This is a genomic window from Streptomyces sp. NPDC053427 (genome assembly GCF_044544985.1).
Classification (GTDB): Bacteria; Actinomycetota; Actinomycetes; order Streptomycetales; family Streptomycetaceae; genus Streptomyces.
Map to the genome: position 1 here is coordinate 725,535 of NZ_JBITYA010000001.1, position 26,870 is coordinate 752,404.

At 71.9% G+C, this 26,870-nt stretch carries 19 protein-coding genes; 11 read left to right on the forward strand and 8 right to left on the reverse strand.

All coding sequences use genetic code 11. The features are described from left to right. Nucleotides 1–3,786 carry a type I polyketide synthase gene (locus tag ACIGWZ_RS02780; RefSeq protein ID WP_400060077.1) on the forward strand — a complete coding sequence of 1,262 codons (3,786 nt, stop codon included), beginning with the start codon at nucleotides 1–3 and terminating at the stop codon, nucleotides 3,784–3,786. Further along, nucleotides 3,783–5,096 (forward strand): cytochrome P450, encoded by a 1,314-nt coding sequence (locus ACIGWZ_RS02785; RefSeq protein ID WP_400060079.1) that lies wholly within the window; start codon nucleotides 3,783–3,785, stop codon nucleotides 5,094–5,096. Before ACIGWZ_RS02780 ends, ACIGWZ_RS02785 begins: the two co-directional genes overlap by 4 nt. A 188-nt stretch (nucleotides 5,097–5,284) precedes the next feature. Here ACIGWZ_RS02785 and ACIGWZ_RS02790 read toward each other — a convergent pair whose 3' ends face one another. From ACIGWZ_RS02790 to ACIGWZ_RS02800, 3 genes are all read right to left on the reverse strand, one after another. Then, complete coding sequence (locus tag ACIGWZ_RS02790) at nucleotides 5,285–6,610, reverse strand: amidohydrolase (protein WP_400060081.1); 1,326 nt, start codon at nucleotides 6,608–6,610, stop codon at nucleotides 5,285–5,287. A gap of 79 nt (nucleotides 6,611–6,689) precedes the next feature. After that, nucleotides 6,690–7,982, reverse strand: coding sequence for an amidohydrolase family protein (locus ACIGWZ_RS02795; RefSeq protein WP_400060083.1), 1,293 nt, complete (start codon nucleotides 7,980–7,982; stop codon nucleotides 6,690–6,692). A 153-nt stretch (nucleotides 7,983–8,135) separates the two neighbouring features. Further along, the gene (locus ACIGWZ_RS02800) at nucleotides 8,136–8,762 is read right to left on the reverse strand and encodes a GntR family transcriptional regulator (protein ID WP_400060788.1); all 627 of its coding nucleotides are present in this window, start codon (nucleotides 8,760–8,762) and stop codon (nucleotides 8,136–8,138) included. Between the two features lie 228 nt (nucleotides 8,763–8,990). Here ACIGWZ_RS02800 and ACIGWZ_RS02805 point away from each other — a divergent pair, with 228 nt between their 5' ends. The 5 genes from ACIGWZ_RS02805 to ACIGWZ_RS02825 all read left to right on the forward strand — a co-directional run bounded on the left by ACIGWZ_RS02805 (nucleotide 8,991) and on the right by ACIGWZ_RS02825 (nucleotide 16,035). Further along, nucleotides 8,991–9,437: a cupin domain-containing protein gene (locus ACIGWZ_RS02805; RefSeq protein ID WP_400060085.1), complete on the forward strand. Its 447-nt coding sequence runs from the start codon at nucleotides 8,991–8,993 to the stop codon at nucleotides 9,435–9,437. Nucleotides 9,438–9,597: 160 nt separating this feature from the next. Beyond that, entirely contained in the window at nucleotides 9,598–11,817 is a 2,220-nt protein-coding gene (locus ACIGWZ_RS02810) for a hypothetical protein (protein WP_400060087.1), read from the forward strand. 532 nt (nucleotides 11,818–12,349) lie between these two features. Then, nucleotides 12,350–14,131: a glyoxylate carboligase gene (gene gcl, locus ACIGWZ_RS02815; RefSeq protein WP_400060089.1), complete on the forward strand. Its 1,782-nt coding sequence runs from the start codon at nucleotides 12,350–12,352 to the stop codon at nucleotides 14,129–14,131. Between the two features lie 115 nt (nucleotides 14,132–14,246). Next, entirely contained in the window at nucleotides 14,247–15,086 is an 840-nt protein-coding gene (locus tag ACIGWZ_RS02820; protein ID WP_400060091.1) for a TIM barrel protein, read from the forward strand. Between the two features lie 52 nt (nucleotides 15,087–15,138). Further along, nucleotides 15,139–16,035 carry a 2-hydroxy-3-oxopropionate reductase gene (locus ACIGWZ_RS02825; RefSeq protein WP_400060093.1) on the forward strand — a complete coding sequence of 299 codons (897 nt, stop codon included), beginning with the start codon at nucleotides 15,139–15,141 and terminating at the stop codon, nucleotides 16,033–16,035. A gap of 87 nt (nucleotides 16,036–16,122) precedes the next feature. Here ACIGWZ_RS02825 and ACIGWZ_RS02830 read toward each other — a convergent pair whose 3' ends face one another. Both ACIGWZ_RS02830 and ACIGWZ_RS02835 read right to left on the reverse strand, forming a co-directional pair. Beyond that, complete coding sequence (locus ACIGWZ_RS02830) at nucleotides 16,123–17,358, reverse strand: cytochrome P450 (RefSeq protein ID WP_400060095.1); 1,236 nt, start codon at nucleotides 17,356–17,358, stop codon at nucleotides 16,123–16,125. Then, nucleotides 17,355–17,795 (reverse strand): MarR family winged helix-turn-helix transcriptional regulator, encoded by a 441-nt coding sequence (locus ACIGWZ_RS02835; RefSeq protein WP_400060097.1) that lies wholly within the window; start codon nucleotides 17,793–17,795, stop codon nucleotides 17,355–17,357. The genes ACIGWZ_RS02830 and ACIGWZ_RS02835 overlap by 4 nt, the downstream gene beginning before the upstream one ends. Before the next feature lie 109 nt (nucleotides 17,796–17,904). On the opposite strand from ACIGWZ_RS02835, the gene ACIGWZ_RS02840 reads away from it, so the two are divergent. Next, the gene (locus ACIGWZ_RS02840) at nucleotides 17,905–18,132 is read left to right on the forward strand and encodes a hypothetical protein (protein ID WP_400060099.1); all 228 of its coding nucleotides are present in this window, start codon (nucleotides 17,905–17,907) and stop codon (nucleotides 18,130–18,132) included. 103 nt (nucleotides 18,133–18,235) lie between these two features. On the opposite strand, the gene ACIGWZ_RS02845 is transcribed toward ACIGWZ_RS02840, so the two are convergent. Both ACIGWZ_RS02845 and ACIGWZ_RS02850 read right to left on the reverse strand, forming a co-directional pair. Further along, the gene (locus ACIGWZ_RS02845) at nucleotides 18,236–19,000 is read right to left on the reverse strand and encodes an SDR family NAD(P)-dependent oxidoreductase (RefSeq protein WP_400060101.1); all 765 of its coding nucleotides are present in this window, start codon (nucleotides 18,998–19,000) and stop codon (nucleotides 18,236–18,238) included. Nucleotides 19,001–19,088: 88 nt separating this feature from the next. Further along, on the reverse strand, nucleotides 19,089–19,988 hold the full coding sequence (locus ACIGWZ_RS02850; protein WP_400060103.1) for a ScbA/BarX family gamma-butyrolactone biosynthesis protein: 900 nt from the start codon (nucleotides 19,986–19,988) through the stop codon (nucleotides 19,089–19,091). Between the two features lie 259 nt (nucleotides 19,989–20,247). Between ACIGWZ_RS02850 and ACIGWZ_RS02855 the strand changes: the two genes are divergently transcribed. Both ACIGWZ_RS02855 and ACIGWZ_RS02860 read left to right on the forward strand, forming a co-directional pair. After that, nucleotides 20,248–20,910, forward strand: a complete 663-nt coding sequence (locus ACIGWZ_RS02855; RefSeq protein ID WP_400060105.1) for a ScbR family autoregulator-binding transcription factor — start codon at nucleotides 20,248–20,250, stop codon at nucleotides 20,908–20,910. A gap of 551 nt (nucleotides 20,911–21,461) precedes the next feature. Then, complete coding sequence (locus ACIGWZ_RS02860) at nucleotides 21,462–23,927, forward strand: MFS transporter (RefSeq protein WP_400060107.1); 2,466 nt, start codon at nucleotides 21,462–21,464, stop codon at nucleotides 23,925–23,927. Between the two features lie 153 nt (nucleotides 23,928–24,080). Here ACIGWZ_RS02860 and ACIGWZ_RS02865 read toward each other — a convergent pair whose 3' ends face one another. Next, a complete protein-coding gene (locus tag ACIGWZ_RS02865; RefSeq protein WP_400060109.1) occupies nucleotides 24,081–24,773 on the reverse strand; it encodes a FadR/GntR family transcriptional regulator in 693 nt (230 codons plus the stop codon). A gap of 210 nt (nucleotides 24,774–24,983) precedes the next feature. Between ACIGWZ_RS02865 and ACIGWZ_RS02870 the strand changes: the two genes are divergently transcribed. Continuing rightward, nucleotides 24,984–26,801 (forward strand): 2-isopropylmalate synthase, encoded by a 1,818-nt coding sequence (locus tag ACIGWZ_RS02870; protein ID WP_400060111.1) that lies wholly within the window; start codon nucleotides 24,984–24,986, stop codon nucleotides 26,799–26,801. Nucleotides 26,802–26,870 lie beyond the last annotated feature (69 nt).

The following is a 26,870-nucleotide window of genomic DNA, read 5'->3' on the forward strand; positions in this document are numbered from 1 at the left end:
GTGGGCGAGGATCCGAAGCTCGTCAAGTACTTCCAGCGGGTCACCGCGGAACTCCAGCGCACCCGGGAGCGGTTGCGGGAGCTGGAGAACCCCGTCGACGACCCGGTGGCCGTGGTCGGCATGGGCTGCCGGTTCGGCGGTGGGGTCGGCTCGCCGGAGGAGCTGTGGGAACTGCTCGCCGCGGAGCGGGACGTGATCACCGGGTTCCCGACCGACCGCGGCTGGACCGAAGACCAGATCTACCACCCGGAACCGGGCACGCCGGGCCGCTCCTACGTCCGGCACGGTGCCTTCCTCGACGACGCGGCCGACTTCGATTCCGAGTTCTTCGGCATTTCGCCGCGCGAGGCGCTCAGCATGGACCCGCAGCAGCGGATCGCGCTGGAGGTCACCTGGCAGGCGCTGGAGTCCGCCGGTATCGATCCGGCCGGGCTGCGCGGCAGCCGCACCGGCGTGTTCCTCGGACTGTCCAACGCGGACTACGCCACAGCGGTCCGCGAGATGCCCGAGGACATGCTGGGCCAGCTCTCCATCGGCAACGCGGGCAGCGTGACCTCCGGTCGGCTGGCCTATGTGTTCGGCCTGCAGGGGCCCGTGCTCACGGTGGACACCGCCTGTTCCTCGTCCCTGGTCGGGATCCACCTGGCCGTGCAGTCGCTGCGCGCGGGCGAGTGCACCCTGGCGCTCGCGGGCGGGGTGACCATCCTGTCCAGCCCGCTGCTGTTCATCGACTACGCCCGGCAACGCGCCTTGGCGCCGGACGGACGGTGCAAGCCCTTCTCCTCGGCCGCCGACGGCACCGCGTGGGGCGAGGGTGCCGGGATGCTGGTGCTGGAGAAGCTTTCCGACGCACGTCGCAACCACCACCCGGTGCTCGCGCTGCTGCGCGGATCGGCGATCAACTCCGATGGCACCTCCTCCGGGCTGACCGCCCCGAACGGAACCGCGCAGCAGCAGGTGATCGCCGACGCGCTCGCTTCGGCCGGCCTGTCGCCCGCGGACGTCGACGCGGTGGAGGCGCACGGCACGGGTACCGCGCTCGGCGACCCGATCGAGGCGCAGGCGCTGTTGGCCGGATACGGCCGCCACCGCGGCGACCGGCCGCCGCTGCTGGTCGGCGCGGTGAAGTCGAACCTCGCCCACACCCAGGCCGCCGCCGGAGTCGCTGGCGTGGTGAAGATGGTGCTGGCCATGCGGCACAGCACGCTGCCCAGGACCCTGCACATCGGCACGGCGACCCCCCGGGTCGACTGGGCGCAGGGCGGGGTCGAACTGCTCACCAGCGCGGTCCCGTGGCAGCGCGACGGGCGTCCCCGGCGGGCGGGCGTGTCCGCGTTCGGAGTCGGCGGCACCAATGCGCACGTGATCCTGGAGGACCCAGGGCCCGACCCGGACACCGAGCCCGGCGACCGGGCCGTCCCGCCACTGCTGGCCTGGACCCTGTCGGGCAGGACCGAACAGGCGCTGTCCGCGCAGGCGGCCGCGCTGCACGAGTACCTCGACCGGGCGCGCCCGGATCTGCTGGACCTGTCGTGGTCGCTGGCCACCACCCGGGCGCACCTGCCGCACCGCGCGGTGGTGTTCGGCTCCAGCCCGGCCGACCTCGCCGCGGGCCTGACCGCGCTGAGCACGGGCCGGAACGACACCCCGAGCGCCACGGCGGTGGTCACCGGCACCGCCGTGCGGAACGGCACCACCGCGTTCCTGTACCCACACGAGTGCACCCCGGCCGTGGTGCGCGCGTTGGCCACGCAGTACGCCGAGGCCGAGCCGTTCGCCGAGCACCTCTCCGCATGTGCGGCCACGCTGGCCGGGCTGGTCGGCTGGTCTCTGACGGACGTGCTTCGCGGCGACCCGGACGCGCCACCACTGGACCGGCCCGACGTGTTGGCCCCGGCCACGCTGGCCGTGCTGACCGGCGTGACACGCATGTGGTGCGCGTCCGGGGTGCGCCCGGCGGCGTTGGCGGGACACGGATCCGGCCGGCTGGCCGCGTCCTGGGCGGTCGGATGGCTGTCCCTGTCCTCGGCGCTGCGGATCGCGGCCGGGTGTCCCGCGGGCGTCGAACCCGACGTCGTGGATGTCCCGCCCCCCGCGCCCGGTGCGCCGGTGCTGTGCGGGGACACCGGCCGTTGGCTGCGGGACCGTCCGGCCGAGGACGACTACCGCACGGTGCCGGCTGCCGAATCCGACCTGGCTGCCCGCGAGCTGCGGGCCGACGGCCATCGACTGCTGCTCGTGTTCGGTGGGGACACCGCGGGCATGGCCGCCGCGCTGTCCGACGGTCCCGCCGTGCTGGCCGTGCCGGAGGAGACGGAGAGCGCGGTGACCGGTTCAGCGGCGCTCGTGCGCGCGCTGGGCCGCGCGCACGTGAGGGGCGCGGCGGTGGACTGGCGTGTCGTCCTGGCCGGCGCCGGTGCGCGGCGTATCCCGTTGCCCGGCTACGCGTTCCAGCGCAGCCGGTACTGGATCGAGCGGGAGTGGACCATGCCGCTGCTGATCTCCGACGACCCCGGGACGCGCGAGCCCGATCGGCGCTCGCCCGCGGCTCTGCTGTGGGCACTGCACGAGCAGGAGCGCACGCGCCACGTCGAGACGCTGGTTCGTGAGTGCCTGGACTGGGCGCTGGGCAACGGACCGGATGACCAGGTCGACGCCGAGGCCACGTTCCGCGATCTCGGGTTGGACTCGCTGGGCGCGGAGGATCTGCGCGATCGCGTCACCACCGGTGCCGGTGTGGAGATCGAACTCGCCGACGTGCTGAACTATCCCACGGTGGTCGATCTCACCGAGCGCGTGCTGGAAAAGCTGGCCGTCCGCGCCGAGGAGGGCACGCTCGACGAGATCGTGGGGACCGCCCGGCCCGGGAACGAGGTCCCGGAAGCCGGCACCGGGCCGGTGGACCCGGCGCCCGAGAACGCCGACGAAAGCGACGGCAGCCTGGCCTCGTTCTACATCCGGGCGATCCGCACCGGCCGGATCAACGTCGCCCTCCGCCTGGCCCGCGCGGCCTCCGAGACCCGCGACACGTTCGACCGGGACGATCCGCGCGATCTCGCCGAACTGCGCCAGGTGGGGGCGGGCGCGGGTGGCCCCACGATCGTCGGCCTCACCCCGCCGATCTTCCCCAACCTGGACCTGCCCTACTCCTACCTGCACACCGGGCTGGACCCCGCGTCCGACGTGTGGTCGCTGTGGTCGCCCGGATTCGCGGGTGAGGCTCCGCTGCCCGCCGACCGTGCCGCCCTGATGCGGATGCTGGCGAAACCGCTGCGCCGTGAGCTGGCCGGCACCCCGTTGATCATCGCGGGCTACTCCTCGGGCGGCTGGCTGGCGCACGACCTGGCCGCGCACCTGGAGCAGACCGGCGTCCCCGTCACCGCGCTGCTGTTGCTGGACTCGTACCTGCCGGAGGAGGAGATGGATCAGACCGAGACCCGCAGCGAGTTCATGCGTGAGCAGATCCGACGACGTGACCTCATGGGCATGTCGCTCGACCGTCCGGACCGGACAGTGACCACCAGCGGCCAGATCGCGGCGATGGGCGGCTACAGCCGGATCTTCAGCGGATGGCGGCCCGGCCCGCTGGAGGCGCCGATCCTGCACCTGCTCGCCAGCGAGGTCGTCGCGGGTATGCCCACCAGCTCGGAGGACCACCCGTTCCCGGCCGAACTGGCGCACCGCGTGCGCAGGCTGCCCGGCGATCACTTCACCCTCCTGTCCCAGCACGCCGACCTGATCTCAGCGAACCTGCACGACTGGCTGACGGAGGTGCAGCCCGCATGACGACCTTTCCCGATCTTCCCGATCTTCCCGACGCCGCAGAGGCACTGGAGCACTTCCCCTTCGACGACGGCCGCGGCATCGAGGTCAACGAGCGGTTCCGGGAGCTGCGGCAGCGCAAAGGGCTGCTCCGGGTGCGGCTCGCCTACGGTGAACCCACCTGGCTGGTCACCCGCTACGCGGACGTCCGGCTGGTGCTGGGCGATGCGCGGTTCAGCCGCGCGATGTCGGTCGGCCGGGACTTCCCGCGCCAGGAAGAGGCGACGGACGTGGCCGGGCTGATGACCCTGGATGCCCCCGAACACACCCGGCTGCGCAAGCTGTTGTTCAAAGCCCTCAGCAGATCCCGTATGGAAGCGCAGCGCCCGACGGTGCACGCGGCGGCGGACGATGCGCTGTCGTCGGCGATGAACGCCGGGCCGGGCATGGACATCGTGGTGGACTACGCGCGGCAGATCGGCGTGCTGTCCTTCTGCGACCTGCTCGGCGTGCCGGCCGCGGACCGGGAGGCGGTCGAGTCGACCTGCGCGGCGCTGCTCCCCGGCAGCGGCGTCGGCCCCGAGGACAGGATGCGGCGGTTCGGTGCCCTGCGCACCTGCACCGAACAGCTCATCGCCGAGCGTCGGGCCCGCCCCCGCGACGACCTGATGTCGGCGATGATCCAGGCCCGGGACGAGGAGGACCGACTCACCGACACCGAGCTGATCGACCTGGTCTTCACCCTGCTGCTGGCCGGTTTCGAGACGATCATCACCCAGATTCCGAACTGCGTCTACGTTCTCACGCGGGGCGACCGTGCGCTCTGGAACCGGCTGCGTGCGAATCCGGCCGAGCTGCCGGCGGCGGTCGAGGAGCTGCTGCGCAACAACGCCTCCGCCGGTGCCGGCATGTTCGTCCGCTATGCGCGGGAGGATGTCAACGTCGGCGGCACGCTGGTGCGCGCGGGCGAAGCCCTAACCGTCATCAACGAGTCGGCCAACCACGATCCGGCCCGATTCGAGGACCCCGACGCGATCGACTTCACCCGGCCCCCCCGGTGGACACCTCACCTTCGGTCATGGCGCGCACCACTGCCCCGGCGCCCAGCTCGGGCGCATCGACCTCCAGGAGGGACTGCGGGTGCTGCTCACCAGGACCCCGGAGCTGACCGTCCGCGACATCACGTGGAGGGAACGGCCGCACATCCGAGGGGCGGAGGCGATGCGCGCGACCTGGCAGGGCGGCCCGGAATGACCGCCGCTACCCACCGGGGGCCTGTCGGCTTCCGGTGGGTAGTGGCAGGTCGGCTGGATCCGGCGCGGCTGAGACTTTGACGCTCGGAGGGGGCTTGTCGTAGGTGTCGGTAGTGCGTAACGGCTCGGCGTGTGTTTGTGCGTGATGGGGTGCGCGTCTCGGCCGACGTCGAGCTGCACCACCCGGTCCGGCGGCGGGGGAGCGATGCCTGCTGCTGTGCTTCCCGCTGCTCGGCATTGACGATGGCCTGCCGGAGGGAGATTTTTTCCTACACCTGGCGGGCCAGCTCCCCGTTGCGGGCCACGATGCGCCCGCCGTGGACGACGATGTCCCGTTGCGGCGTGTCCACCACGATCTGGGGCAGGCACTCGCCGCGTACGAGGACGAAGTCGGCGGGGGAGCCGGGCGTGAAGTCCACTCGGGGAAGGTGCAGGACGTCTGCGCCGTCGTCGGTGCCCACGCGGTAGCAGTCGGTCAGTTCCTCGTCGAGGCGGACATCGGTGACCCAGCCCAGCAGATGGGTGCGGTGCAGCATGTCGGCGTTGCCGAAGGGGCTCCACGCGTCGCGCACTCCGTCGGTGCCGAGGCCGACGCGTACGCCGTGCTCGCGCAGTCGCGCGATCGGCAGAACGAGGGAGTCGGACGGTGCCACCGTCGTCAGGGAGATGTCCAGCTGCCCCAAGTCATGGGCGATCGCGCCGAGTTCGCGATCGGACAGGGCCGGCAGACAGAAGATGTGGCTGACGGTCACCTTTCCCTGCAGGGACAGCGCTCGGGTGCGGTCGATGATGGCGCGCAGCGCCGTGGTTCCGTCCTTGCCCTGGTCGTGCAGGTGGATGTCGACGCCCAGCCCATGGCGGTCGGCCAGGCCGAAGACCAGGTCGAGCTGTTCGTCGAGGGCATGGTCGAAGCCGATGGGGTCGATCCCGCCGATCATGTCGACCGCGCCGGTACGGGCGGCCTCCTCCAGCAGTTCGGCGGTGCCGGGAGCGCGGATGACGCCGTGCTGCGGGAACGCCACTATCTGGACGTCGAGCGCGTGCCGCAGCCGCTCGCGGGCCGTGCCCACCCCTTCGACGCAGGCGAGGTCGTAGGCCGGGGCCACATCGGCGTGGGCGCGCATCGCGCGGGTGCCCCGGGTGACGGCGTGGGCCATCAGCCCGTGGGCGCGCTCGGTGACGGAGCGGTGCTGGCTGCGGAAGAGCTCGGCGTCCTGCTCGGCGTAATCGGCGATGGACTCGGCAGGCTTGCGCGACACCCATGCGCCGCCCCACGTGGTCTTGTCGGGGTGGATGTGCGCGTTCACCAGCGCCGGGAGCGCGATGCGGCCGTCGCCGTCGAGGACGTCCGCACCGGGTGGCGCCGCGCGGTGGGTGAACCGGCCGTCGATGACGGTGAGGTCCGTGGGCGACTTCGCACCGTAAGGGCGGACATTGCGGAAGACCACGGCGTGAGCGGGCCGGTCGCCGTGTCCGCGAGAACCGGTGGCGGCCGCTGCCCGGGCCGGAGCGGCCGCGACGGTCAGGGCCGCGGCGGTACCGGCGAGGACGCTGCGCCGGGATGCCCCGCGCGGGGAGGGGGAGGACGACCTCATACAGGCTCCTTCGGCTGTGAGGAAGGGAGGGGGAAAGAGGTGGGGCGGTCGGCAGCGGTGCGCCGGTGCGGTCGCTCGCTCAGACCGGGATGCCGCTGCGCACGACGCGTACCGGCTTCTTCAGCACCGATACGTCCGCCAGCGGGTTGCCGTCCACGACGACGGCGTCTCCCGCGTACCCGCGCATGAGGCGGCCGGCCCGCTTGTCCAGGCCGAGCAGCCGTGCCGCTTGCGTCGTGGCCGTGCGGATCGCGGCCAGGGCCGGCAGGCCGGCCTCCCGCATCAGTTCCACCTCGCGGCCGATCCGGTCGACGGTCCCTCCCGAGGAGTCCGTGCCGGCCGCGAGCGGCACTCCGAGCTCGTGGGCTGCGCGTACCGCACGCTTGAGCACCGGGAGATAGGTGCGGCCGCGCTCGGCCAGCACCGGGTCGGAGGAATCGACCAGGCCCGCGATCGCCGTGAGCGTGGGGGTGAAGTACGTGTCCCTGCGCCGCATTTCGTGCAGGGTGCGCTCGCCGACGAAGACGCCGTGCTCCAGGGAGCGGATGCCCGCCATGACGGCGTCGTGGCAGCCCTTCTCGCTGTAGCTGTGGCACAGCACGCCCTTGCCGCCGCGGCGCGCGGCGGCCACGATCTCGGACAGCTGCTCGTAGGAATACACCTGGGTGAGCGGGTCCTGCTCGGGCAGCCCCGCGCGCTCATTGACGCGCGTCTTGATGACGTCGGCGCCCCGTTCCAGGTTCACCTCGACCACCCGGCGCAGGGCTTCGGGCGAGCGGACTCCGCCCCGGAGGCGGGCCAGCGGCGTGAGATCGGGATCGGCCAGCACGGTGTCGCCCAGGTCGGGTGTCACGAACACGCCCGCGGCCTTCAGGCGGGGGGCCTGCGTCGGGACCTGACGGGCCAGCTCCCGCAGGGCGATGTCCTGGTAGAAGGTGGTCGAACCGCTGCGGACCGTGGTGGCGCCGCCGCGTACCGCGTCGCGCGCCTCGGCAACGGTGCTGAGGTGGATGTGGGCGTCGATCAGGCCGGGCAGGATCCACTTCCCGTGGGCGTCGAGCGTCTCGACGTCCGCCGGGGCGGCCACCTCTCCCCGGGGGCCGACCGCGCGCACGATCCCGCCCTCCATGACGACGACGGCGTCCTCGATGACGTCCCCGCTCGCCGGGTCGAGCAGCGTGCCGCCCCGGAGGACGAGATCGCCGCCACGGGGCGCGGTGATGCGGTGCTCAGCGGCCTGCCGCGTGTCCGCCGGGGCCGGAGCGGCGAAGGCCGAGCCCGCGCCCGCGGTGCCGGCCAGCGCCGCGGCGCCGGCGAGAACGCCGCGGCGGGTCAGCCTGCGGGAGGGGGGAGGTAGGGCGTCGACACACATGGGCGCTCCTCTGAGGGGGAAGTACGTGACCAGGCAGTTTTGTATACCAACCCCGTTTCAGGTGGCAAGGGTCATGGGCGAATGGGCAGATGGATAGGAGAATCGTCCACGTGCAAAGCGTGGCGATCCGCTCTTGGTATACAAATCGGCGCTTCAGGCGTCCCCGAACAGGGAACGCATCGCCACGGCCCGGCTGTCCCGCACATGGAGCAGAGTCGCGGCCGCCGCGGCCTCCTCGTCGCCCGCCGCGATGCGCCGGAACATCTCCGCGTGCTGGGCCCGCATATGCGCCGGTTCCTCCCGCAGCCCGAAGAGAAGCTGGAGCTGCCAGCTCAGCTGCTCCATCGTGCGGGCCAGGAGCGGGTTGCCCGACAACGCCACCACGCCCTCGTGGAACGCCGTGTGCGCCGCCACTTCCAGCGCGTCCTCGTCCTTCGCCGCCGCTCGTTCGGCCTGGTCGAGCGTCATCTCCAGGGCGGCAAGGCGATCGGGATCACCGGCCGCGGCCCGCGCCGCCAGCCGGGACGCCTGCACCGCGAGCGGCTCCCACACCTCGTAGAGATGGACCACATCGGCTCTGGCCAGCGTGCGCACCCGCACCCCGCTGTGGGGCAGCAGCTCCAGCAGGCCCTCGGCGACCAACGACCGCAGCGCCTCACGTACAGGCACGCGCGACATGCCGAGTTCCTCCGCCACCTCGCGCTCGACGAGGCGGACGCCCTGCGCATACCGGCGGTCGACAATGCGCTGCCGGACGGCGTCGCGCGCCCGCGCGCTCATCGACGTGGCCCCGCGAGCGGCACCGTCCTTGCCGGCCGCACCGGCCCTCGTCCTCTCCGCCACCTCTACCGTCCTCCGCTCGGCATGCCTCCGGCGAGGATATGTCCACCGCGGCACCCACCCGGGCCGAGGACCGGCGACGAAAGGCGGCCGCTGCGGAGGCCGCGTAGCGTGGCGTAGGTACTACGCCTGCCCGCTCCAGGTGGGCGACGGGACGGAGGTGACGCGATGGCGAACGACGAGCCGGCGACGGGCCCTTCGGCGAACCGAGGCCGGCGGTCCGAGGCCTGGAAGAGTGCCCTCACCGTGATCCAGGAGGCGAAACCGCCCGTCGTGCCCGAGGGTGCACACGCCATGACCGTGGTGGTCGAGTTTCCTCCCGGAGACCCTGGCACACCGCCCCACCGGCATTTCGGGCCGGCCTTCGGCTATGTGCTGGAGGGCGAGATGCTGTTCGAGCTGGAGGGCGAGCCCGAGAGGGTGATCCGGGCCGGGGAGGCGTTCTGGGAGCCGGGCGGCGACGTGATCCACTACCAGGACGGCAACCATCGCTCGGACGTACCGGTCCGGTTTCTCGCCACGATGATGTGCCTGCCCGACAAGCCCATGCTCGTCCTCGTCGACGAGGACGAGCTGGAGCAGCGCAAGCACCTGCGCGCGCCCCGGCCTTCCTGACCGGCGTCGCCCGGCCGCCCGGACGACACGGCCGCGACCGGGCAGGAGCGGGGTCCGCTGCACCTCGCCGCCGAAGCGGCCCGCGTACGAGGCGTCGGGACGAAGCGGGCCGCGGACCCGTTTCGACCCGTTGTCAGTGCCGTCCGTCATGATCGGAGGCATGAACGAGACCGACGCGGCCGCAACATGGAGCGGGTTCGCCGCATCTGCCGCCCTGCAGGGTCTCGTCGGGGCCTCGGGCTGCTGGAACGACGACTCCTTCGCCGACATCAGGCGCATCGGCGCCTACATCGAGGGCAGTTGGGCGCCCGAGCCGGGCGAACGGGAGGTCCGCCCGCCCGCGGCGGGCAGTTGGACGGAACTCATAGGGCGCACGGGCGCACTCGCGTTGCGCGCGGCCAACCCCGCGACCCGGCCGGAGCGCCGCGAGGTGCTGCTCGACTTCCTGGAGATGTGGGCGCGGACGCCGTTCGCCGACCCGGCCTACCGGTTCCGCCTGGGCCGGCTCGCCGGAACGACCTCGTTCACCGTCCGCGACCACCAGGGCGCCTCGTTCGGCCTGCATCTGCCCGCCGCGCGGGAGACCCGCTACTTCGAGGCCGTGCTCCCCGGCGGCGGGGCCGCCCCGCGCCCCGAGGAACCGCTCTACGCCGTGGACTGCCACCGCGGTTGGGGCACCCAGGAGCAGCTGCTGTGCCTGGTGGAACTCGTCCGGGAGCGCGGCCCCGTCGCCTGGGACGTGGACGCGGCCCTCGCCCTGAGCGAGGCGACCGGCCTGAGTCGCCCCGCTGCGGCTCTCGTCCTGGCCGGTAACCCGGGTGCGGGCGGCTACTACCAGCCCTTCTTCGACGAGCACGAGCGCGCCGTGTTCGGCTTCAAGGCCGGCGAACTCGAATCGGCGCGCGCCGAGCTGTCGATGCTGCACGACGACGAGCGGCTCGCCCTGCTCGCCGACGTGCTGCCCGCGGACCCCGTGGACCTGTGGGAGCCGGACGGCCTCGCCCACGTCGCGGAGCGCACTGCCGCGGCCTGGGCGGAGCAGCACGGCGCCCGTCCGCACGCGCCGTGGAGCACCTGGCAGGCCGCGGTCGCCCTGGAGACCCGGATGCCGGCGACCCACCTGTGCCACTTGTTCCTCGACCCGGCGAACGCCACCCTGCCGCCGGGCTTCTACCTGCGGGTCTGGCCCTGCCCGCCCGAGCACCGCCACCTGCGCACCGCATGGGACGTCATGGGCGACTACGACGCCGAGACCGTCGCCGACGCCGTCTTCGCCGGCCTGCCGTGGGCGTACGCGGACCTCCCCGCCGGGGACCCCGTACGCACCGGGGCGCCGGAGGCCGTCCGCCACCTGCGCAAGGTGCTGGCCGGCCGTGACTCACCGGCCCGGGTCCTGCGGTCGGGCGTGAGCCGCGGCAACCGGGGGAGCCGGCGCCGGGACTGGCTGACGGAGGGCACCTGCGACCGCGTCATGGCCCGCATCGCCGCCGACGACCTGCCCCCCGGCCGCTACGAGTCCGACCCGCGCGCCTGCGCCCCCGACCTGGTCGCCGACGTCGCCACCACCCTCGACCTGCCCGAGGACGCCGCCACCCTCTACCTCCAGATCTTGCTGCTCCCCGTGCCGTCGGACCGCAATGTGCGGCGCTGGAACTCCTGGACACCGGTCCGCCACAAGGCCGCCGCGGCGGAGCTGGTGGCGCGCGGCCTGGTGGTGGCGGACCGCCGGGCCCGCGCGGGCCGCACGTTCTTCCTGCCCGGCCCGTGGGCACCCGCCAAGAAACCGCTGCCGCCGATGGAGTCCTGGAAAGCACCCCTGATCGGAGCGCAGCTGAGCGCCGACGGGAGCGAGGTGAGGGCCTTCGATCTGCTCCCCGGCACGCTCCCCGAGCTCTTCACCGAGGCCTGGCGACGGGTCCGCAGGGGGGGCCGGCGGCCTGACGGGCGGCGGTTCGGTAACTCGCAGGCGGAAGCGCAGAGTTGGGCTCCCGGCTGGAGGGAAGCCCCACTTCGTTCAAAGGGGGCTAGCTTGCCGCGCCCGGCGATGCCTCCGCGCCGCCCGGTGTTCCCTCCCCGGCAGCCCGCCCGCGCACCAGGAGGTTCTGCGTCCCCAGGCCGATCGCCAGATACGCGTACAGCGACGCGGTGCCCAGCACCCCGGCCGCGGCCACGTGGTCGATCCACACGCCCAGTCCGAAGTGCACGGCCGCCGAGACCAGCCACAGCCCGGTCGTGGCCGCCGTCCCCTTGCGCAGCACCTGGCCCTGGGGGCCGTGCCACACCCGTACGGTCCGCGCCCTGGCCGCGCCGAGGCCCGCCGCGACGGCCAGGCTCGCCACCAGGAGGACGACGGGCAGCGTGGTCAGCGGGTGGTACGTGAGGACCGAGGCGACGCCGAAAGCGATCCCCGCGGCGCCCAGGACGCCGAAAACGGCCGGGGCGATCAGTGAGCCGTTGCGCCGCACGGGGCGGGTGCGCAGCTGCCGTCGTACCACCAGGGCGACGACCGCCGCCGCTGCGACAAGGGTGGCCCCGTCGTTCGTGCTCTGCATGTGTCGACTCCCCGTTGTGGCACTGCGCTTGGGCGGCGGCGCCGTATCGATCATTGTCCACGGCCCACCGCGCGTCGCGTCGCCCAGGAGCCGGTGCGCTCCGTCACGGCCGGTGCCCGCGTCCGCCGCCGGGCCTTGACCTGGTCACTCGTCGACCGTTGAGCCGCGCCCCGGGCCGTCGCCCGGGGCGCGGCTCTTTTGTGCCGGCAGGACATCCGGCCCTTGACGAGTGGATCGACTCGCTCTACGTTTCTTCCATAAAGCAAAACATTGATTCCATGATGCGGAATTAAGAGCTTTTCGGTTCCTCCGGCTCCTCGCCGGAACTTGCCCCTGACAGGCCGACGCCAGGAGTACTCGATGCCTCGAATGACAGCCGCCCGCGCTGCAGTGGAGATCCTCAAGCGCGAGGGCGTGACCAACGCCTTCGGAGTGCCGGGCGCGGCGATCAACCCCTTCTACAAGGCGCTGAAGGAGGGCGGCGGCATCGACCACACCCTCGCCCGCCACGTCGAGGGCGCCTCGCACATGGCCGAGGGCTACACCCGGACCCACCCGGGCAACATCGGTGTCTGCATCGGCACGTCCGGCCCGGCCGGCACCGACATGATCACCGGTCTGTACTCCGCCATCGGTGACTCCATCCCGATCCTGTGCATCACCGGCCAGGCGCCGACCGCGGTGATCCAGAAGGAGGACTTCCAGGCCGTCGACATCGCCTCGATCGCCAAGCCGGTCGCCAAGGCCGCGACCACCGTGATGGAGGCCGCACAGGTCCCCGGCGTCTTCCAGCAGGCCTTCCACCTGATGCGTTCCGGCCGCCCGGGCCCGGTCCTGATCGACCTGCCCATCGACGTCCAGCTGACCGAGATCGAGTTCGACCCCGAGACGTACGAGCCGCTGCCCGCCTTCAAGCCGGCCGCGACCCGCGCCCAGGTCGAGAAGGCCATCGGGTTCCTGCTCGAGTCCGAGCGGCCGCTGATCGTCGCCGGTGGCGGCATCATCAACGCCGACGCCTCCGACCTGTTGGTCGAGTTCGCCGAGCTGACCGGCACCCCCGTCGTTCCCACCCTGATGGGCTGGGGCATCATCGCCGACGACCACGAGCTGAACGCCGGCATGGTCGGCCTGCAGACCTCGCACCGCTACGGCAACGCGAACTTCCTCGAGTCCGACTTCGTCCTGGGCATCGGCAACCGCTGGGCCAACCGCCACACCGGCAAGCTGGACCTCTACACCAAGGGCCGTAAGTTCGTCCACGTCGACATCGAGCCGACCCAGATCGGCAAGATCTTCGCCCCGGACTACGGCATCGCCTCGGACGCCAAGGCCGCCCTGGAGCTGTTCGTCGAGGTCGCCAAGGAGCTCAAGGCCGCGGGCAAGCTGCCGGACCGCGGCGAGTGGGCCGCCTCCACCCAGGAGCGCAAGGCCCAGCTGCAGCGCCGTACGCACTTCGACGACATCCCCATGAAGCCGCAGCGCGTCTACGAGGAGATGAACAAGGCCTTCGGCCCGGAGACCCGCTACGTCACCACCATCGGCCTCTCCCAGATCGCCGGCGCGCAGATGCTGCACGTCTACAAGCCGCGCCACTGGATCAACTGCGGTCAGGCCGGCCCGCTCGGCTGGACCATCCCGGCCGCGCTCGGCGTCGCGAAGGCCGACCCGGAGACGCCGGTCGTCGCGCTCTCCGGCGACTACGACTTCCAGTTCATGATCGAAGAGCTGGCCGTCGGCGCCCAGCACAGGATCCCCTACGTCCATGTCCTGGTGAACAACGCCTACCTGGGCCTGATCCGCCAGGCGCAGCGCAACCTCGACATCAACTTCCAGGTCAACCTGGAGTTCGAGAACATCAACTCGCCCGAGCTGGGTGTCTACGGCGTGGACCACGTCAAGGTCGCCGAGGGCCTGGGCTGCAAGGCGATCCGGGTGACCGACCCGAGCGAGCTGGGCGCCGCCTTCGAGGAGGCCAAGAAGCTGGCCGCCGAGCACCGCGTCCCGGTCGTCGTCGAGGCGATCCTCGAGCGGATCACCAACATCTCGATGAGCGGCAGCGACATCGCCAGCGTCAACGAGTGGGAGGAGCTCGCGACCGAGCCCGGTCACGCGCCCACCGCGATCAAGCCGCTCAAGAGCTGACGCCGGATCGGATCCGGACGGTGTGCCGGGCGCGCTTGACCCCCGCGCCCGGCGTCGCCACTATCCCGTACAACAGAAACACAAATCCGCTATTCGGAAGGGGCGCCGGACCTTCATGGGTTTCACGGACACGCGCTTCAACGTCAACCTGTCGATTCTGTTCACCGAGCTTCCGCTGCTGGAGCGGCCGGCGGCCGCCCGTGCGGCGGGCTTCACGGCGGTGGAGCTGTGGTGGCCGTGGGTGGATGCCCCGGTCCCCGAGCAGTCGGAGCTGGATGCGCTGCGCGATGCGCTCGTCGACGCCGGGACCCGGCTGGTGGGACTGAACTTCTACGCCGGGCAGCTGCCCGGCCCCGACCGCGGCGCCCTGTCGATCCCGGGCGAGGAGTCGGAGAAGTTCCGGGCGAACGTGCCGGTGGCCGTCGAGTTCGCCCGGTCGCTGGGCTGCACCACCTTCAACGCCCTCTACGGCAACCGCCTCGAGGGCGTCGAGGCGGCCGAGCAGGACGCGCTGGCCCTTGAGAACCTGGCCTTCGCCGCCCGCGCGGTCGCCGAGATCGAGGGCACCCTGCTCATCGAGGCGCTCAACGCGCCCGAATCACCCCAGTGCCCCCTCGTCTCCGCGCCCAAGGCCATCGAGATCGTCGACGCGGTCAACGCGGCGACCGGCCTGGACAACACGCGGTTCCTGATGGACCTCTACCACCTGTCGATGAACGGCGAGGACCTCGAGGAGGTCATCGACCGCCACACCGCCAAGACCGCGCACGTCCAGATCGCCGACAACCCCGGCCGCGGCGCCCCCGGCACCGGCTCACTGGACTTCACCGCCCTCCTCGACCGGCTCAAGAACAACGGCTACGACGGCTGGATCGGCCTGGAGTACAAGCCCGGCGACGCCCCCAGCGCCTCGTCCTTCGCATGGCTGCCCGCCCCGCTGCGCGCCGCCCCGTAACCGGTCCGCACGACCGCCCCCTTGATTTTTTGAGTGTGAAAGAGGCTTTTCGATGAGCAACCTCCCCAAGATCGCGTGGATCGGCCTGGGCATCATGGGCTCCCCCATGGCCGAGAACCTGATCAAGGCCGGCTACGCCGTCTCCGGCTTCACCCTCGAGGCCGACAAGCTCGAGCGCCTGGCCAAGGCCGGCGGCACCGCGGCCACCTCGATCGCCGAAGCCGTCAAGGACGCCGACGTCGTCATCACCATGGTCCCCGCCTCCCCCCAGGTCGAGGCCATCGCCTACGGACCCGACGGCATCCTGGACAACGCCAAGGCCGGCGCCCTGCTGATCGACATGTCCTCGATCACCCCCCAGACCTCCATCGACCTGGCCAAGGCCGCCGGCGACAAGGGCATCCGCGTCCTGGACGCCCCCGTCTCCGGCGGCGAGGCCGGCGCCATCGAAGCCGTCCTGTCGATCATGGTCGGCGGCGACCAGGCCGACTTCGACGCCGCCCGCCCGATCCTCGAAGCCCTCGGCAAGACCATCGTGCTCTGCGGCCCGCACGGCTCCGGCCAGACCGTCAAGGCCGCCAACCAGCTCATCGTCGCCATCAACATCCAGGCCTGCGCCGAAGCCGTCGTCTTCCTCGAGAAGTCCGGCGTCGACCTGCCCGCCGCCCTCGACGTCCTGGGCGGCGGCCTGGCCGGCTCCACCGTCCTGGCCCGCAAGAAGGACAACTTCAAAAACCGCGACTTCAAGCCCGGCTTCCGCATCGACCTCCACCACAAGGACATGGGCATCGTCACCGACGCCGCCCGCACCGTCGGCGCCGCCCTGCCCGTCGGCTCCGTCGTCGCCAACCTCGTCGCCTCCCTCCGCGCCCAGGGCGACGGCTCCCTCGACCACTCCGCCCTCCTCCGCGGCGTCGAACGCCTCTCCGGCCACACCATCGAAGGCTGAGCCGGGTCGCGGTCACGCGCCGCGGCCGGCCCGGAACCAGCCGGCGCCGCGACCGCCCTACGGCAGTCGCGGCGCCGGTCCCTGCGTTCAGAGGGAAGCCGAGGTGACGGGGAGGCCCGCCAGGCCGCGCATCAGCCGCGTCCGCCGCCAGACGAGCCCGTCGGTGCCCTCTTCCGTACGGCGCAGCTCCGGGAGGCGCGTCAGCAGCACCTCGAACGCGATCCGCCCCTCGAGGCGGGCCAGCGTCGCGCCGAGGCAGCGGTGCGGCCCGTGACCGAAGGAGAGATGGCCGCCGGGCCGGTCCAGGCGTACGGCGTCCGGTGCGGGGAACTGCACCGGATCGCGGTTGGCGGCGCCGGGGGAGACCAGGACGACGTCCCCCGGTCCGATCCGGGCGCCGCCCAGCTCCATCGGTTCGGTGGCGTAACGGAAGGTGGCAACGGTGACCGGCGCGTCGTAGCGCAGGAATTCCTCCACCGCCCCCGGCAGCAGCGAGGGATCGTCCCGGAGACGGGCGCGCAGCGCGTCGTCGAGGAGCAGGGCGAGCATGCCGTTGCCGATGAGGTTGGCCGTGGTCTCATGGCCCGCGACCACCAACAGCACGGCCAAGGAGACCAGTTCGGGCTCCGTCAGCCGGTCCTCCTCGTCCCGGGCGGCGATCAGACCGCTGAGCACGTCCTCGCCGGGGGCGAGGCGCCGGGCAGCGATCAGCCCCGTCATGTAGTCGCTGAGGTCGTGCGAGGCACGGTCGACGACGGCATCCGGATCCTCCTCCGGACGCGACGGCGCCCGACCGGCGGGATCCCCCTCGGCGAACAGCGTGTTGGACCACCGGCGCACCGCCGCCCGCTCCCGCTCCGGTACGCCGAGCAGTTCGCTGATCACGGCGATGGGCAGCGGTACGGCGAAGTCCTCGACGAGGTCCACCACCCCGTGCGTGGCCAGCCCGGCGGCCAGCGCATCGGCCAGCCCCTCCGCGATCTCGCGGATCCGGGGCTCCAGGCGGGCGACGGCCGCCGGAGTGAACGCCGCCATCGCCAGCCGCCGCAGCCGGCCGTGGTCGGGCGGGTCGGTGGCGAGCATGGTGCGGCTGACGGCGGGCGCCAGATTCCGGGTGGACGGCCGGTCGGCGAAATACCGGGCGGTGTCCTTCGACAGCCGTCCGTCGGCCAATGCCTCCCGCGCCGCGGCCCATCCGGTCACGACCCACGTCGTCCGGCCGTTGCCGGTCCGGATCCGCTGTACGGGGCCGCGCTCCCGGAGAGCGGCGAGCACCGGGTACGGGTCCTGGGAGAACTCGGTCGAGTTCAGGGCAGCGTTCACGGCCTGCTGCCCAGGGCCAGCGCCTTGCGCAGCAGGCGCAGCGTGGCGGCCTGGTCCCCGGCGCTCAGCGCCGCCAGCGGCGACTGCTCCACCATCGCCTCGATCAGCTCGCCGCGCACCAGCGCCCCCTTGTCCGTCAGTTCGACCGTCTTGGAACGCCGGTCCGCCGGGTCGGGCACCCGCTCCGTGAGCCCCTGCCGTTCGAGGCGGGTGACCAGGAACGTGGCGGTGGACGGATCGCAGTGCAGCAGGCTCGCCAGGACCTTCATCGACGGGGCGGGAAGTGCGGGATCGAGCGCCCACAGGGCATCCGCGAGCGGCACCGTCAGCCCCAGCCGGTCCAGGGTCTCCCGGAGCTGGGCCTGGGACGCGCCGATGACGTCGCGGACGGCGAGGAGCAGCTCCCGCGTCAGTTCTGCCGGTGTCGGTGTCACCACAGGGCCAGCCTACGGGGGAGGCGCCGACAGGATCGAAGGCAGTCGCCCCGTGAGCCGTGTGCCGGAGCCTCGACGTGCGGGGCCGCCGACCCCGGCGCACCCTGTATGCATGACCGAGCACCCGCCCGTCATCGTGCACCCGCCGACCCCCTCAGGTGGCCGGCGCGTGACCGTGCGCGGGCAGATCGTGGGCCTGGCCCACGGCCGCGGCGACGTCGCCGAATTCCTCCGCCGCGCGGGGGTGGCCGGACCGGCCGGAGAGATCGAACTCGACGACCCCCGTCTCGTCGAATGGCGCGGGGGCAACCTCAACGAATGGCCGATGCCGTCGGCGTGAGACGCGCGGGCGGCGCGGCCGCCCAGGGGCTGGACGGGCGGCGGCCGCGCCGCTCGGGGGAGGGCCGACGGCCGGAAGGCGTCGACGGCAGGAGCCGGCCCGGTCAGAGCGTGGAGCCGCCCGTGACGTCGATGCGCTGTCCGGTGATCCAGCGGGAGTCGTCGGAGGCGAGGAAGGCGGCGACGTCGGCGATGTCGGCGGGCTGGCCGACGCGGTTGAAGACCGAATAGGCCGCCAGCGCGGCACGCTCCTCGGGCGTCGCCGTCCGCGCCGCGGTCACATGGGTCTCGACCCAGCCGGGGGCGAGGGTGTTCACCGTGATGCCGCGCTCGCCGAGGTCCTTGGCGAGGGTGAGCGTGAGGGTGTCCAGGCCGCCCTTGGCAACGCTGTAGGCGATCTGCCGCGGGTACGCCGTACGCGTCACCGCCGACGAGATGTTGATGATGCGTCCGCCGTCCCGCATCCGGCGCAGACCGTGCTGGATGAGGAAGAAGGGCGCCTTGATGTTGATCGCGATGGTGCGGTCGAACTCCTCTTCCGTGACCTCGGCCATGCGCCCGCGGAACCTGGTCGCCGCGTTGTTGACGAGGATGTCGAGGCCCGGTTCGGCGCCGTACGCGGCGAGTTCGGTGTCGAAGGCGGCGAACAGGGCTTCGGCGTCACCGGATCCCCCGAGTTCCGCGCCTATGGTGAATGCCTGTCCGCCGGCGGCTCGGATGGTCTCCAGCGTTTCCTTGGCGGCGGTGTCGTTGCTGCCGTAATGGACGGCGACCAGCGCACCGTCCCGGGCGAGACGCTGGGCGATGGCCCGGCCGATACCCCGGCTGGATCCTGTTACCAGCGCTGTCTTTCCGTTCAGGTCACCCATGGGCGGATGCGGCCTTCCTGTCACCGTGGCTGTTACTGATGTGCGCGCACGATTCTCTCGTACCGGCATCGGGTGGGTTCCGCGCCGGTCAGCGGCGCGATGCCGACGCCGTGAGGGTGGAGGCGAACACCGGCTCTCCCTCTTGGGAGCCGGTGACCTGCACCGTGGTGGTGTCCGGCGCGGTCGACCGCACCTGGCGTGCCTCGATCACGCAGGGGGTGTCGTGCTCGCCGTAACGGTTGAATTCGGTGCTGAAGACGTACGGCGTGAAGGGCGCGGGCGCGGTCAGGACCCGGGCGGCCTGGAGGGCGGCGTCGAGAAGCACCATGCCCGGCACGTGGTCGTTCTCCGGGTTCACCAGCGCCGCATGGCCCGGTGCGATGCGCAGCGCCCAGCGGTCGCTCCGGTCGCTCGGGGCGAGAAGGACATCGCTGTCCCTGAGGCTGCCGGTCAGCCGGTGCGGCACGGGCGTGGGGACCGGGCAGCCGGCCCGGCGCGCCGAGAGGCGCTCGCCGCGGATCCGGCGATAGACGGCGGGTGTGATGACGGTGTATTGGGTGTAGCCCGTGGCGACGGTCCGTCCCGCTGCTCGGATGGTCATGTCGACGCGGCCGTTGACCAACTTGCCGGCCCGCATACGGGTATCGGCGGTGGCCTCGATCGTCAGCTGTGTGGGCCCGATGTCAACGAGCAAATGCTCCCGGTGCGTTGTGTACACCAGGTCGGTGAGGATGAAGTGGTGGCCGACGGGAACGCCGAGCTCCGTGTGCGAGAGCACGAGTGCCGCCTGCCGAATCGTCTCGCCGACGAGGAGGATGTTGTGGTGACCGTTGTCCGGAGTGAAGTACCGGTGATAGTGGGGCCACCGCGCGGTCAGTGAGAAGAGGCTGTCGGTCAGCCGGTTCCACGAGGTGATCAGGACGTCCTCGGTGGCGGGACGGTGCACGAACTCCCCGGGGACGCCGACATCGCGGCGGGGGTGCGGCACGGCTCGTTGGCTGGAAGCCGATCGTCCCGTGTGCAATGGCGTGGTCCGGACTGTGCCACCGACGTGCATCGTTTCGCTCATGACTGCCCCCAGGCATCTGACGGATGGTGCCGAATGCGAACGCTGTTAAGATACGTACCATCCGGTTTTCTTTTCAATGCTGGGCGCCGAAAAATGGTAAGTACCTGGTCTGAAGGCAGTGGGAGCCGTAACCAAGTGTTGCTCCCCTTGAACACTTCGATAGACAGGAGGCGTCCCGATGGTGCAACAGGATCGCGCGATCCGGACCCGGCGACTGATTTTGGAGGCAGCGGCCTCGGTTTTCGACGACCGCGGGTACGACCGGGCCACCATTGCCGAAGTTCTTGAACGCGCCGGCGTGACGAAGGGGGCGCTGTATTTCCACTTCTCTTCCAAGGAGCAGCTCGCGCTGGCCGTGCTGGAGGAGCATGTTCTGGACATTGCCGTGGAGCCGCAGCAGATCAAATTGCAGGAATTCGTCGATGTGACGCAGGTGCTGGCGTACCGGCTGCGCAGCGACCCGATCCAGCGCGGGGCGGCCCGGCTGGCCGTCGAGCAGGGTTCCAATCACCTTGACCGCAAGCGGTCCATGATCTCTTGGACCGTTTTCGTCGAAGGGATGCTGGGCGAGGCGAGAGACCGCGGTGAAGTCCTGGAAAGTATGGATGCCCGTGAGACGGCCGAGTTGTATGTGGGCGCTTTCGCCGGGATCCAGATGATGTCCCAGACGCTTGCGAACAGAGCCGATCTCAATCGCCGGCTCACCATATTCCATCAGCACGCCCTGCCCAGCATCGCGGTGCCGGCGGTCCTGGCCAAGCTCGATCTGGATCCGGAGCGCGGCGCGGTACTCGATGCCGCCCTCAAGGCCGGGGGGCCGGTCGAGGCGATGTCTCCGTGAGGCTTTTGCTGCGATAGCTGGTATTTCTCTCGAATTCCGGATTCCGGGTGATTTGGGAACTCATACAATACCGCATGGTCGGTTTTATATGGCGGGAATTTCAGGGGTGTCGCGGGATGCGTGGCACCCCTGTTCGATTGCTCGGGCTCCTGTGGGGCGCCGGGAGAGGCGGCGGGCGCGGCGGGGATTGTCAGTGCCGTGCTGTTCACTGGAGTCGGTCGAGGTGCGGCCCGGCCGGGCGGTGAGCAAGATCACCACCCATCTTGTGCGATTCCGTCCGACGCGCCGGAATACCGCCCCGAGACAAAGCGTTCGGTATGCACGTACCGGGCTGCGCACGGCCCGGCCGCGCCGCCGACCGCCCGCAGCACCGCCCGCCCGCCCGAGCAACTTCCGCCCCGCCGACGCCAGATGGCCCGCCGCCGACACACCGACTCGCACCGATCCACCCGGACGCCCCCACCGCACGCCGCTTCCCTGCCCCGCCCTTGCCTCACCGCGCACCGCGCACCCGACCGCACCCACCTCTGCCGCCCCTGGAGGCCGCACGCATGACCCGGACGACGACCGACCCGCTCCCCGGGAGGACGCAGACCCCCGACGCCGCGCCGGCGGTGCCCGACCCGGGCAAGGGCGGGCCCAGAGCCGGCCGTGGCATCGTCCCGGTCCTCGCCTTCTCCGGCATCGTCGTCGCGGTGATGCAGACGCTGCTCGTGCCGGTCATCAAGGACCTGCCGACGCTGCTCGGCACGGCGCCCAGCAACGCCACCTGGGTCATGACGGCCACCCTCCTCGCCGGTGCCGTTTCGACGCCCATCATGGGACGCCTCGGCGACCTGTACGGCAAGCGGCGGATGCTGCTCACCAGCCTTGCCGTGATGGTCGTCGGCTCGCTGATCTGCGGATTCACCAGCGATCTGATCACCATGATCGTCGGCCGGGCGCTGCAGGGCTTCGCCATGGGCGCCATCCCGCTCGGCATCGGCATCATGCGCGACGAGTTGCCGCGCGAACGGCTCGGCTCGGCGATGGCCCTGATGAGCTCGTCCATAGGTGTCGGCGGCGGCCTCGCCCTGCCGGCCGCGGCCCTGGTCGCCCAACACGCCGACTGGCACAGCCTGTTCTTCGGCGCCGCCGGGCTCGGCGTGCTGTCGATGCTGCTGACCCTCCTCGTCGTACCGGAGTCGTCCGTCCGCGCTCAGGGGCGCTTCGACGTGGCCGGCGCCATCGGGCTGACCGCCGGGCTGGTCGCTCTGCTGCTGCCCATCACCAAGGGCAGTGACTGGGGCTGGGGTTCGCCCACCATCCTCGGGCTCTTCGGGATCGCCGCGGTGATCCTCGTCCTCTGGGGCCTGATGGAACTGCGGATGACCGACCCGCTGGTCGATCTGCGCACCAGCGCCCGCCGCGAGGTGCTGCTCACCAACCTCGCCTCCATCACGGTCGGCGTGGCGTTCTATGCGATATCCCTGGTGCTGCCGCAGCTGCTGCAGCTGCCGACCTCGACGGGCTACGGCCTCGGCCAGTCGATGGTGGTGGCCGGACTGTGCGTGGCGCCGCTCGGCCTGACGATGATGTTCGTCGCCCCGCTGTACGCGCGGATCGCCGCCAGGCGCGGGCCCAAGGTCTCGCTGCTGCTCGGCATGCTCATCATCGCGATCGGCTACGGCGCGGGCATCGGCCTGATGAACGCCCCCTGGCAGACCGTCATCATCGCGGTGATCGTCGGTGCCGGCATCGGCCTGGCCTACTCCTCGCTGCCCGCGCTGATCATCGGTGCCGTGGACCCGTCCGAGACCGGCGCGGCGAACGGCCTGAACACCCTCATGCGGTCGATCGGTACGTCCGTCTCCAGCGCCGTGATCGGCATGGTGCTGGCCCATCTGTCCCAGGACCTGGGCCCGGTGACGGTGCCCACCATGACCGGCTTCCGGGTCTCGTTCCTGATCGCCACGGCCGCCGTTCTGATCGGCGTCCTGGTGGCCGCTTTCCTGCCGTCCCAGCACAAGGCATCCCGTACGGCGCCGACCCTGGTCGCGCAGAGCGCGGACGCGGCGGCGGGGACGGACGGCGCGGATGCTTCCGCCCGCGCGGCCCGCGCGGACGCTTCGACCCTCGCGGCCCGTCCGGCCGACGGCGCCGCGCAGGCCGACCCGACGCCCTCCGCGAAGACGGTGCGGCCCACCCCGCCCGCGCAGCCCACGCCCTCCCGGGCGCGGCCGGCCGTCGACGACGCGACCGGCCGTCCGGCTTTCCGCGGCCGCGTCCTGGACCCGTCCGGCGCGCCCGTCCGCCGGGCCACCGTCACCCTCATCGACCGGCAGGGCCGGCAGGCCGGCGTCACCACGGCCGGGGACGACGGCCGTTACGCCCTCGCCGCCCCCGTCGCCGGTACCTACGTCCTCACCGGCGCCGCACCCGGCCGCACCCCGCACGCGGCCTCGGCCACGTACCACGGTGAGGACGCGCCGACCCCGCTGGACCTCGTCCTCGCCGGCACCGGCCGGCTGGGCGGGAGCCTGCTCGGGGGCCCGGACGGCGCCCCGCTGGCCGGGGCGAGCGTGGTCGTCACCGATGTCCGTGGCGAGGTGGTCTCCCGTACGTCCTCCGGCTCCGACGGCAGCTGGGAGGTCGCGCATCTGCCGTCCGGCGGCTACACCCTGGTCCTGAGCGCCTCCGGCCACCGGCCCGAAGCCCGCACCGTCGAGCTCCCCGGCGCCGGGGCGGAGCGCCAGGACGTCCGGCTGCGGCCGACCGCGAGCGTCCGCGGCACGGTACGGGGCCCCGGCGGCAAGCCGCTCGCCGATGCGGCGGTGACCCTCCTGGAGGACGGCACGGTCACCGGGCACACCGTCACCGGACCCGACGGCGTTTTCGCGTTCGCCGGGCTGACGGGCAGTTGCTACACCCTCGCGGCGGCCGGCTACCCGCCGCACGCCGCCCCGATATCCCTCTCCGGCGGCGCCGACGAGATCCTCGACCTGGAGCTCGCCCAGCCGTCGGGGACGGCCGGCTGACGGGCCTTCGCCGCTCCGGCCGCCCGGTGTTCCGCAGCTCCCGGCTGCGGGAGGCCGGGCGGCGGCCGTCTCCGGCGGCGCAGCGTCCCGGACGGCGGACCCGTCGTCCCCTCGGCGCACCCCCGGCCTGACGCGCCCCGCAGCCGGAGGGTCTCAGCGCGCCGACAACTCCCGCAGGGTCTCCTCCAGTTCGGCCTGCAGGACGCGGCTCGCCGCCTCCCCGTCGCCGCCGATCACGGCCTCCACCAGCTCCGCGTGCCCGGCGTCGCCGTGCGCCACTTCGTGCTCGCGCACATCGAGCAGTGCGACGAGGTCGGCCAGGCCCTTGCGCAGCGCGGGGACGAACTCCGCGAACAGATCGGTCAGGACGGGGTTGTGCGCGGCGTCGACGACCGTGGCGTGCAGGGCGATGTCCGCGTCCAGAAACGCGGCGTTGTCGCCGCCGGACCAGGCGGTGCGCCGGTTTTCGAGGGCGGCGCGGAGGGAGGCGACATCGGCGTCCGTGCGGCGGTCGGCGGCCAGGCGGGCGGCCTGGACCTCGACCATCATGCGCACCTCGTAGACATCGGCGACGGCCGCGCTGCGCAGGCGGGTGGGCCAGTCCTCGGTCGGCTCGGTGGCGATCACGAAGACGCCGGAGCCCTGCCGCGGCTGCACCAACCCCGCGCCCGCCAGCGCCCGTACGGCCTCGCGGACAGTGGAGCGGCCGACGCCGAGGGTCTTGGCCAGGGTGGTTTCGCCGGGGAGCTTGGTGCCCACCGGCCAGTCGCCGCCGGTGATCTGGTCGCGCAGCCGCTGGGCGGCCTGTTCGACCAGGGGGCTGGGGCGAAGCGCTTCGAGGGACATCCGGTGCTTCCTGCCGCCTCTCTCGGTGTCTGCCTGCCCCTCAACTTGTCTGAGGAGTAGGTTGTCTGAGGAGTTGATTCATGGTTAGTGTACCCGGCATGAAGCTGCGTGGTCTCCTTCTCGGCCGCCGCGGCGGGGCCTGACGCGACCGGCACCCCGCCGCGGGGTTCGGTGCTGCCGGTCTCCCTCCGGCCTGTGAGAAGGACAGCGATGACCCGCACCCGCTCCACCCCGCCCGCCGCCCCGGCTTTCCCCACGCTCCGTACGCCCGACGGCCCCGTCCCCGCCGCCGCACCCGCCTGGAACCCGCAGCGCGGCAGCGCGATGCCCGCCCACCGCTACCTGCCCGCCCACGAGCGCGTCGAGGTACCGCTCACCGAACGCGTCTGGCCCGCCGCCCGGATCGAGCGGGCCCCGCTGTGGGTGCCGGTCGATCTGCGGGACGGAAACCAGGCGCTGGTGGAGCCGATGGACACGCCCCGCAAGCGCCGGATGTTCGACCTGCTGGTCGCGATGGGCTTCAAGGAGATCGAGGTCGCCTATCCGTCCGCGAGCCGCACGGACTTCGACTTCGTACGGCACCTGGCCGAGAGCGACGCCGTACCCGATGACGTCACCGTCGTCGTCTTCACCCCGGCCCGGCGCGAGCTGATCGAGCGGACCTTCGCCGCCATCGAGGGACTGCCGCGCACCGTGGTGCACCTCTACACCGCCACCGCTCCCACCTGGCGCGAGGTCGTCCTCGGCCGCAGCCGCGACGAGGTGCACGCCCTGGTGCGCGACGCCGCCGGCTATATGGCCCAACTGGCCGCCGCCCGGCCCCGGTCGGACATCCGCTTCCAGTTCTCACCGGAGGTCTTCAATCTCACCGAGCCCGACCTCGTCCTGGAGATCTGCAACGGGCTGACACGGCTGTGGGACGCCTCGCCGGACCGTCCGGTGACCCACAACCTGCCGGCCACCGTCGAGGTCGCCACGCCCAATGTGTACGCCGACCAGATCGAGTACATGCACCGCCACCTGGAGCGCCGCGACGGGGTCATCCTCTCCGTGCACCCGCACAACGACCGGGGAACCGGTGTGGCCTGCGCGGAACTCGCCGTCCTGGCCGGGGCCCAGCGCGTGGAGGGCTGCCTGTTCGGCAACGGGGAGCGCACCGGCAATGTCGACCTGGTGACCCTCGCCCTCAATCTGCACACCCAGGGCGTCGACCCGATGATCGACTTCTCGGACATCGCCACCGTCCGCCGCACGGTCGAGGACTGCATCCGCATCCCGGTCCACCCCCGCCACCCCTACGCCGGAGAACTCGTCCACACCGCCTTCTCCGGCACCCACCAGGACGCCATCAGCAAGGGCCTGACCCACCACGCCGAGCGCGCCGCCGAGTTGGGCGTACCGGAGCCCGAGGCGCCCTGGAGCGTGCCGTACCTGCCGGTCGACCCCGCCGATCTCGGGTGCAGCTACGAGGCCGTCATCAGGGTCAACAGCCAGTCGGGCAAGGGCGGGATCGCGCATCTCCTGAGGCGCGACCACGGGCTGGACCTGCCGCGGGAGATGCGGCCGGACTTCTCCCGTACGGTGCAGAGCGCCACGGACGCCAGCGGCCGGGAAGCCACGCCCAAGGCCCTGTGGGAGCTGTTTTGGAGCACCTATCTCGCCCCGGGGACGGAGGGCCCGCTGACGCTCGGATCGTGGAGCGCCGCCGAGCCCGCACCGGGGGAGCACCGGGTCACCTGTGAACTGGGTGGCGCCGTTCACGAAGGCACCGGCAACGGGCCGCTCGCCGCGTTCTGCGCCGCGCTGGCCGCCGCCGGGTACCCCGTCGACATCGTCAGCTACGCCGAACACGCCACCGCCAGCGGGCCGGACAGCGCCGCCGTCGCCTACGTCCAGTGCCGGATCGACGGTGCCACCTACTGGGGAGCGGGCCAGGACACCTCCGTCCTGATGGCCTCGGTACGGGCCGTGCTCTCGGCCGTCAACCGGGCGCAAGGGGCCGGGGAAGCGGCCACCGGCGCCGTCTGACGGGGCGGCGCCGGCTGACCCGGGATGCTCTCCGGCCGACCGCTGCCGGAGGGCGTCCCGCTCTCGCCG